The 8,181-nt window shown below is 42.3% G+C and carries 7 protein-coding genes, 1 tRNA gene and 1 pseudogene; 6 read left to right on the top strand and 3 right to left on the bottom strand.

From position 1 onward, the window contains the following. The first annotated feature begins 32 nt into the window (after positions 1-32). The gene (gene radD, locus NXS07_RS12235) at positions 33-1,790 is read left to right on the top strand and encodes a DNA repair helicase RadD (protein ID WP_258086837.1); all 1,758 of its coding nucleotides are present in this window, start codon (positions 33-35) and stop codon (positions 1,788-1,790) included. 162 nt (positions 1,791-1,952) lie between these two features. Further along, the gene (rplY, locus tag NXS07_RS12240) at positions 1,953-2,234 is read left to right on the top strand and encodes a 50S ribosomal protein L25 (protein ID WP_012989294.1); all 282 of its coding nucleotides are present in this window, start codon (positions 1,953-1,955) and stop codon (positions 2,232-2,234) included. A gap of 97 nt (positions 2,235-2,331) precedes the next feature. Here rplY and yejK read toward each other — a convergent pair whose 3' ends face one another. After that, positions 2,332-3,339: a nucleoid-associated protein YejK gene (gene yejK / locus NXS07_RS12245; protein ID WP_038225114.1), complete on the bottom strand. Its 1,008-nt coding sequence runs from the start codon at positions 3,337-3,339 to the stop codon at positions 2,332-2,334. A gap of 199 nt (positions 3,340-3,538) precedes the next feature. Here yejK and NXS07_RS12250 point away from each other — a divergent pair, with 199 nt between their 5' ends. The 3 genes from NXS07_RS12250 to NXS07_RS12260 all read left to right on the top strand — a co-directional run bounded on the left by NXS07_RS12250 (position 3,539) and on the right by NXS07_RS12260 (position 5,687). Beyond that, positions 3,539-3,766, top strand: coding sequence for a YejL family protein (locus NXS07_RS12250; protein WP_012989296.1), 228 nt, complete (start codon positions 3,539-3,541; stop codon positions 3,764-3,766). Between the two features lie 29 nt (positions 3,767-3,795). Beyond that, the gene (yejM, locus tag NXS07_RS12255; protein ID WP_038207721.1) at positions 3,796-5,535 is read left to right on the top strand and encodes an LPS biosynthesis-modulating metalloenzyme YejM; all 1,740 of its coding nucleotides are present in this window, start codon (positions 3,796-3,798) and stop codon (positions 5,533-5,535) included. 75 nt (positions 5,536-5,610) lie between these two features. Beyond that, positions 5,611-5,687: transfer RNA gene (locus tag NXS07_RS12260), tRNA-Pro, on the top strand. A 246-nt stretch (positions 5,688-5,933) separates the two neighbouring features. On the opposite strand, the gene NXS07_RS12265 is transcribed toward NXS07_RS12260, so the two are convergent. After that, positions 5,934-6,590 (bottom strand): DUF1902 domain-containing protein, encoded by a 657-nt coding sequence (locus NXS07_RS12265; protein WP_230579703.1) that lies wholly within the window; start codon positions 6,588-6,590, stop codon positions 5,934-5,936. Positions 6,591-6,927: 337 nt separating this feature from the next. Here NXS07_RS12265 and NXS07_RS12270 point away from each other — a divergent pair. Next, a pseudogene (locus NXS07_RS12270) lies at positions 6,928-7,188 on the top strand (IS982 family transposase); the annotation flags it as partial. A 133-nt stretch (positions 7,189-7,321) separates the two neighbouring features. Here the strand turns inward: NXS07_RS12270 and NXS07_RS12275 are convergent. Further along, entirely contained in the window at positions 7,322-7,597 is a 276-nt protein-coding gene (locus NXS07_RS12275; RefSeq protein WP_038224771.1) for a helix-turn-helix domain-containing protein, read from the bottom strand. Positions 7,598-8,181: the final 584 nt, after the last annotated feature.

Consider the following 8,181-nt stretch of genomic DNA (forward strand, 5'->3'; position numbering starts at 1 on the left):
TTTTATCTAATACCCATGACAGTAACATAAAAATGGCTTTTACTTTACGCCCTTACCAACAAGAAGCGGTAGATGCTACCATCCACCATTTTCGTCAGCACAAAGATCCTGCGGTCATTGTTTTGCCAACAGGGGCGGGTAAAAGCCTCATCATCGCAGAATTAGCAAAACTGGCTCACGGCCGAGTTTTGATACTGGCACACGTCAAAGAACTTGTTGCACAAAACCATAGCAAGTATTGTGCCTATGACCTGCAAGCGGATATTTTTTCTGCGGGATTGCATCAAAAGCAGAGTGAAAGAAAAGTTGTCTTTGGTAGCATTCAATCCGTTGCTCGCAATCTGGATTGTTTTGATCATCATTTCTCACTGTTAATTATTGATGAATGCCACCGTATCAGTGATGATGAAAACAGTCAGTATCAGCAAATTATCCAGCAACTCAAGAAAAACAATCCCCAGATACGTATCTTGGGCTTAACCGCCACGCCCTACCGTTTAGGCTCTGGCTGGATATACCAATATCACTATCATGGCATGATACGTGGAGATGAACACTGTTTTTTTCGTGATTGTATTTATGAACTTCCGTTACGTTATATGATTAAACATCACTTTCTGGTGCCCCCAGAAAGATTGGATATGCCCGTAATGCAATATGATTTCAGTCAGGTTCGTACCAGCCAGCAGGGAATTTTCAATGAAGCTGACCTGAATCGGGAGATAAAACGACAAAAGCGCATTACTCCTCATATCATTAAGCAAATCATCGAATATGCCCAAGACCGCAAAGGAGTCATGATTTTCGCTGCCACAGTGGAACATGCTAAAGAGATTTTCCAATTGCTATCTGCTGAACAGGCCGCATTAGTCAGCGCAAATACCCCAGCAACTGAACGGGATTTATTGATCACTGCTTTCAAGGCGCAACAACTCCAATATATGGTCAACGTCGCCGTGCTGACAACAGGGTTTGATGCGCCTCATGTCGATTTAATCGCTATATTACGTCCAACAGAGTCCGTCAGTCTCTACCAACAAATCATCGGGCGGGGATTACGCTTATCCCCTGACAAAAAAGAGTGCTTAATTCTGGATTACGCCGGAAATCCCCATGATATTTATTCCCCCGAAGTCGGTAGTAGCAAGCCCAATTCTCAAAACCAGCCTATACAGGTATTTTGCCCTATCTGCCAATTTGCCAATACCTTCTGGGGGAAATGTACAGCGGAAGGTGAAATCATTGAGCATTTTGGCCGTCGTTGCCAAGGATGGGAAGAAGATGAAAGCGGCAAACGACATCAATGTGATTTCCGATTTCGTTTCAAATCCTGCCCACATTGCGGTGCAGAAAATGATATCGCTGCACGACGCTGTCACCGCTGCCAGGAAGTCCTGGTCGATCCTGATGATATGCTGAAAGCCGCCCTTAAGCTCAAGAATGCACTGGTACTACGTTGTGGCGGTATGCAATTAACGTCGGGTCATGATAGTAAAGGGGAATGGCTGCAAATCACTTATTACGATGAAGATGGTGCGGACGTATCAGAACGGTTCCGTTTAGCAATACCTGCTCAGAGAAAAGTGTTTGAGCTTCACTTCCTACGCCAGCACCAGCGTGCGCCGGGTATCCCTCTGCAATGGAAAACAGCTGAGGACATTGCACAACAGCTTCCTCTATTACGACATCCCGACTTTGTTGTCGCACGAAAAAAAGGTCAGTTCTGGCAAATCCGGGAAAAGGTTTTTGACTATCAAGGACGGTTTCGCCGAGCAGATGATCTGTACTGAGCCGATTAAATCAGCCCAAAAGTACTTTCTATTTGCTGTCATATAGGTTTTTCGTTAAAATGCCGCCCGCTTAGTGTAGTACATTATATTAAGCCAAGTCTCGAACCTGCTGCTGGGTCGCCTGTAGCAGGATTTATTTTCTTCTTTTACAGAGAAAAAATAATGTTAACTATTAATGCAGAAGTACGTAAAGAGCAGGGCAAGGGTGCGAGCCGCCGCCTGCGTAGAGCTAACAAGTTTCCAGCTATCATCTATGGTGGTAACCAAGAACCAGTTTCTATCGAACTGGATCACGATGCAGTTATCAACCACGAAAGTAAACCAGAATTCTATGAAGTCCTGAATCTGGTTGTTGATGGTAAAGAAACTACAGTTAAAGTGCAGGCAGTACAGCGTCATCCGTTTAAACCTAAGCTGACGCACATCGATTTCCTGCGTGCTTAATTAGCCACAATCGAGCTTTTATCGGGACGCCGAGTAGATAACGCCGCATTTGCGGCGTTATTTATTTCTACTATTTTATTCTTACTGCTGATAGGCGTTAATGATTACCACTGCCACGACGTTGCAGTTGGTCACGCAAGTTTGGTGGCGTGCCTTTAATCGTCAGAGTATCCGTCACTGGGTCCCAAAAAATTCGCTCTCCCAACAACATTGCATCAAAGTTGATGGTCAATCCGCCACCACTGCCAGCAAATTTTGTTAATTGACGTAATGTACCGCGATCTGCTGGGAAACTCTCTTCCAATTCGTATCCCTGTTCCTGCGAAAATTGCTGGAAATTCTGCTCGCCCAATGGTGGCAATTCTTGAGACAACTCTTGTAGTTTAATCTCCTCACCTGCCTGTAACTGCTCATTACAATAGCTGTAAACCTGCTGGCGATAAGCCTGACGTTCATTTTTATCAATCTGGGCTGATTCGCAATAATCGTCCACCGCCTGCAACAACCCCTTATTCTGCACTTTGGCATTCATGCCTTCACTGGCAGCCAGAAAATCCATAAAAAAGTCAGAAACCTTACGCCCTACCCGCCCTTTCAGAAAAGTCAGATAACGACTGGATTCGGGATTAGTTTCCCACTCAGTCAAGTCAATTCTCGCAACGATATCAGCATGAGGAATATCAAGATACTGCGTAGTGTTCACATCCAGCTCGTCATTGACAGACATGCTGTTGCAACTATTGAGAACCGAAATCAGTAAATACTCTACGGCCAGATACCGATACTGGCAAAATAACACCGTACCACCTTCCGCAAACGGATATTTTGTCAATTCATCTTTCAAGCGAACGGTTGCAGCACGGCTAAAACCGAGAAAGTCTTCATCTCCCTTACGTTGATGACGGAGCGATTCCGCCAGTTCACTTTCATCATTGAATAAACCATAGGCTTTGCTTTTTGCGCTATACACACGATGTAATTCAGCCATCATATCTTCTACGACCTGATTGGTGGTCAGCAAAGAATCACGCAGAATGACTTCAAGTGTTTGTTCATCACGTTTAATCAACCGGTGTAACGCGATCTGGGTAATTTCCAGACTCATTATTTATACTCCTTTTGCAGCTTTGACCGTTGAGCCTTGCGGTTAGCGGCGTATTCAAACACCGTTACCTTTCTGATGCAACAGACTTCAGAATGGCAGCAACTCACACAGTCGGAAAATTAATTTGTCATAAAAAAGCAGAAAATTGCCCTTCTATACGGTAGTATATAGGGCTTTGTATATCCAGGATCTTTGATTTATGCCACAGTCGTCTCGCTACAGCGATGAAAAAGTTGAACATTTATTAGCTGAATTGGTAAATGTTTTCGAGAAAAACCATACACCTACTGATTTGTCCCTGATGATCTTGGGCAATATGGTAACGAATTTAATCAATACGAGTATTGCCCCTGCGCAGCGTAGGCACATCGCAGACTCGTTTGCACGCGCGTTACAGTCCTCGATTAATGAAGACAAAGCGCATTAATTTTTCATTAAAACCTTAACGTAAAAAATATGGTGACTAGCCGTCAGCATTACCGCGAAAAAGTCTCTCAGATGATCAGCTGGGGACACTGGTTTGCACTGTTCAATATTGTGTTCAGTCTTGTGCTGGGCAGTCGCTATTTATTTGCGTCTGACTGGCCGGGTTCACTGTTTGGTCGCATCTATGCGCTACTCAGTTGGCTCGGTCATTTTAGTTTCATTGTCTTTGCCATTTACTTACTTATTTTATTTCCGCTGACGTTTGTTGTGATGTCACAGCGGTTATTGAGGTTTCTTTCCGCTGCACTGGCCACAGCAGGGCTAACCCTGCTCATACTAGATTCCTCTATCTATATTCGCTTTCACCTGCACCTGACACCGTTGGTTTGGGACTTAGTCACCAACCCAGAACAGGGCGAACTGACAAGGGAATGGCAACTGATGTTCATCTGCATACCGGCTATTTTTCTAGTGCAGATGCTATTTGGCACATGGAGCTGGCAAAAATTACGTAGCCTGAATCGCCAACGGTTCGGTAAGCCATTGGCGGCGGTATTCATTACGGCTTTTATCGCTTCCCATCTGATGTATATCTGGGCAGATGCTAACTTCTACCGCTCAATTACCATGCAGCGTTCAAATTTACCACTGTCTTATCCAATGACAGCACGCAAATTCCTTGAAAAACACGGATTACTGGATCAACAGGAATACCAGCGCCGTATGAACCAACAAGGAAACCCGGCTGCCCTAACCGTTGAATATCCACTGAATGGCTTATCCTACCAAGATAACAGGCAAGGTTATAATTTACTGTTGCTAGTTGTAGATGATCTGGATAACAAAGACATTACCAACGCCATGCCGTCCCTTGAGCGCTTTACTCAGAACAATATCCAATTTACACAGCACTTCAGTACTGGCATTCAAAACGATACTGCATTGTTTGGATTATTCTATGGCATATCATCAGGCTATCTAGATGGCATTCTTAATAGTAGAAAATCCTCAGCGCTTCTTGATGCACTGACTCACCAGAGGTATCAATTTGGTCTGTTCTCTTCGGATGGGTTCCAAACACCTCTTTACCGCCAGGCTCTTTTGACCGATTACTCATTCCCTACCCCAACCAAGAAAGATGATAGCCTAACCGTGACAAAATGGCGTCAGTGGCTGGATCTCAATCATGGCACTACCCCGTGGTTCTCATTTTTGGGCATTAATGGTTTTACACACTCAACGGGCCAATTTGACAAAAAAGCACTTGATACCGAAATCAATAATGTTTTAGAGACACTAACCAATAAAGGCATGCTGGATAAAACCATCGTGGTTATTACAGCCAAACACAGTGAATTGTCCACAGGACACTCACCAAAATGGCTTACTGGCGACAAATTCAATCGTGAACAGATACATGTCCCACTCATCATTCACTGGCCGGGTACACCTGCACAGGTCATCAACAAATTAACCAGTCATCAGGATGTCATGACTACCCTGATGCAACGTTTATTACATGTCAGTAATTCTCCAGGTGATTATTCTCAAGGTGAAGATCTCTTTACCGTTCGGAGAGATAACCCATGGTTAATCACGGGTGATGACGGCTCATTAATTGTCACAACGGCTACAAATACCATCTATCTTTCCAAGAACGGAGAATATTATCTGTATGATTTGGATGGTAATGAAATTCAAGGAGCCAAGCCTAACCTCGCCCAGTTATTACAAATACTAACCGAGGTTAAACGATTTTTAGCAAACTAATCGTCGAAAAATCAAGCACTCACTAAATTGAGGGCTTGCTTTGAAAATAAAAAACGGTAGTATAGTAAAAGTCATCGGCATGTAGCGCAGCTTGGTAGCGCACCGTCATGGGGTGTCGGGGGTCGTAGGTTCAAATCCTATCATGCCGACCAAATTTCCCTAGAAAAACCAACCTATTATGGTTGGTTTTTTTATGCCTGAAATTTGCTTGGTGTAAAATGGGTGTAAAATCCCGCCCTAATATCTCCATTCTTACCTTATCTTCACTTGTACTTTCTTTGTTAATGCGACAGAACCCTTTTGTGCATAGGAAAAAATAATCAACAAAAAGCCCCGCAATGAACTGACCCCATAAAGTTGGACGGTTTTAGTTAGGTAGATATAAGCCAGATCCCATATCAGAGGGCTATCCTTGAATCAGATGATTGTTCCTGAACAAACTTGATACGAATGTACTCAGAATCGCCGACTAGCTCATTCAATTCATACAATTCAGATGCTATTTCCCAAACTTGTTCTGTTAACTCATCATAAGTCTTAGCTTCTGTAACCAGCCCAAGTTCATCGCACTCAGCAACCCACACATCACCATCATGGATAACATTCACAACAAAAAAATCATTAAGCCGGTCTAATCTTTTACTAACTGAATTAAGCATCTCAAAGATCGTTATACCGAAATGCTCATGAGCCTGGTAAGAAGCATCAGAAAACCATCTAAAAAGAGCATTAATCCTGCGTCCTAGCGCTATCAATTCATCATTTCTAGACTCATTGAAATCAGACATAGTATGAAGTAGATGGCTAATAGTATAAAAATGTACAACTGGCCCGATACTACTTTCACCCAACATGGCTGATTTTCTATCTTGAGCATCCGCCATCCCTTTTAACCAATCGTCCACTAAACCATCAACTTCGAGCTTTACATAATCAGCTGCACACTCACGAAAGCTTTCGACAATATCAGTACGTGACACATAAAGTTCCATTTTAATCACAACAAACCTGACCGTCTTATCACCGAATTTTGCGCTATAGATAACGCGATCCATGTATTCCTCCTTTAGTGCTTTCTGATAAGTATCATATATCAGCAATGGAGTCCAAAAGAACACTATACGCTCATTTTTAATACAAGCCATCCCTAACAATAATAAGCGTTACTGATTATTTGATCAGCATATTCCAAAAGTGTGAGGGGTTTTACACGTTTTTTTGTAACCCTTTTGCCCCCTATTTTTGAATAGGGTATATGTTAAAAAATGCTCAAAAAACAAAAAAGAGGTAATTTACCTGAGTTCTGGATAAAAAATTGAACTAAGTGCCTGTTCCAAGATCAGAATTTTCGACCAGAAAACGATCTCACAAGGAACAGTCATGGATAAATGAATTGAACTTTTCTGCGATGTCGACGATTCTTGCCGTGTTTTCATTCCACCAGGGGAACAACAGTGTATCGCGAAGTGGCAACGCCGACGTTATGGTCACATGAGTATCAGTGAAATCATGACCATCTTGATCTTTTTTCCTATGTCAAATCACCGTAATTTCAAAATATTTTATTTGGGACTCATTTGGCAATATCATTACAACGATTTTCCGGCCTTGCTCAGTTACACCTGTTTTATCGGAGTTGTTTCCTCTGTATTACCCTTGCTACTTGCAGTACGGCTTTAAGACTCAACAACCACCAACTAAAGTCGGTGGTTGTTGAGTTTCTGCCAGTTGACCTACCAACAGATGGCAACCATCAGACAATTTTCTTTTAACGTTCAGTGGCGTATTAAGCATTCTTGAGTACCTCTGCAATCGTGATTGGCTCCTGCTTGCGCTCTTTGGTTAATTGATGCAGTGGGTTCAGTTCACCAATAGCTTCTAATAGCATTAAAAACTGCCGCAAAGAGATATTGCCTGTACGCTCAAATTTCCTGATGGTGCTATATGGCACACCGGAACGCTTGGACAGCACTTCAACGGTGATTTTTTGTTGCTTACGTTGTCGCTTGATAAAATCTCTTAATTCATGCTGTACATCATAGGCTGTGTAGAGTGAAAGCATGGGGATGTTCTCTATTACTAGAGTAACAATAACATAGTGAAAATTATGATTAAATTCCACAATAGTAGCATTATTGTGAAATGTGTGAGTTGTTTCTTGGTGAGCATTCCGTAGTCGTTGGAGCTTTTTTTACTTATATAATGGTGGGCGCATTGAGAGGATACATTTGAGCTATTTACCATTGGACAAAGATATTCACCCAGGCCATCCGCTTGAGCAGGTGGCCTTGTTGTTTTGTATAATCACAGGCATGCCATAATATGTGCGGATTCACGCAAATCGCTAAATTGGCCTTTAAACGAACCTCACGGATGATTTTATACACCTGCTGACATGACATGCGTGTACGTGTCTTTCCAGTTCAACCAACAACAGGTTCAGATGATTAAGAAAAATAAAAATAAGTAATTTATATGAGTTTTGTTGATTATTTTTAGACTGCAATATCAACGATAGAAAAGAATAATGATTTTATTGGAAATAAAACTCACGAAAATAAAGGGAACTTAACCAGGGGTTACGCATGAAATTTTAGTCGGCTAAAATTGATTAAATAACAGTGCTTCCATATAACCGTTATCCCA

This window comes from Xenorhabdus bovienii (assembly GCF_024721015.1).
Classification (GTDB): domain Bacteria; phylum Pseudomonadota; class Gammaproteobacteria; order Enterobacterales; family Enterobacteriaceae; genus Xenorhabdus; species Xenorhabdus bovienii.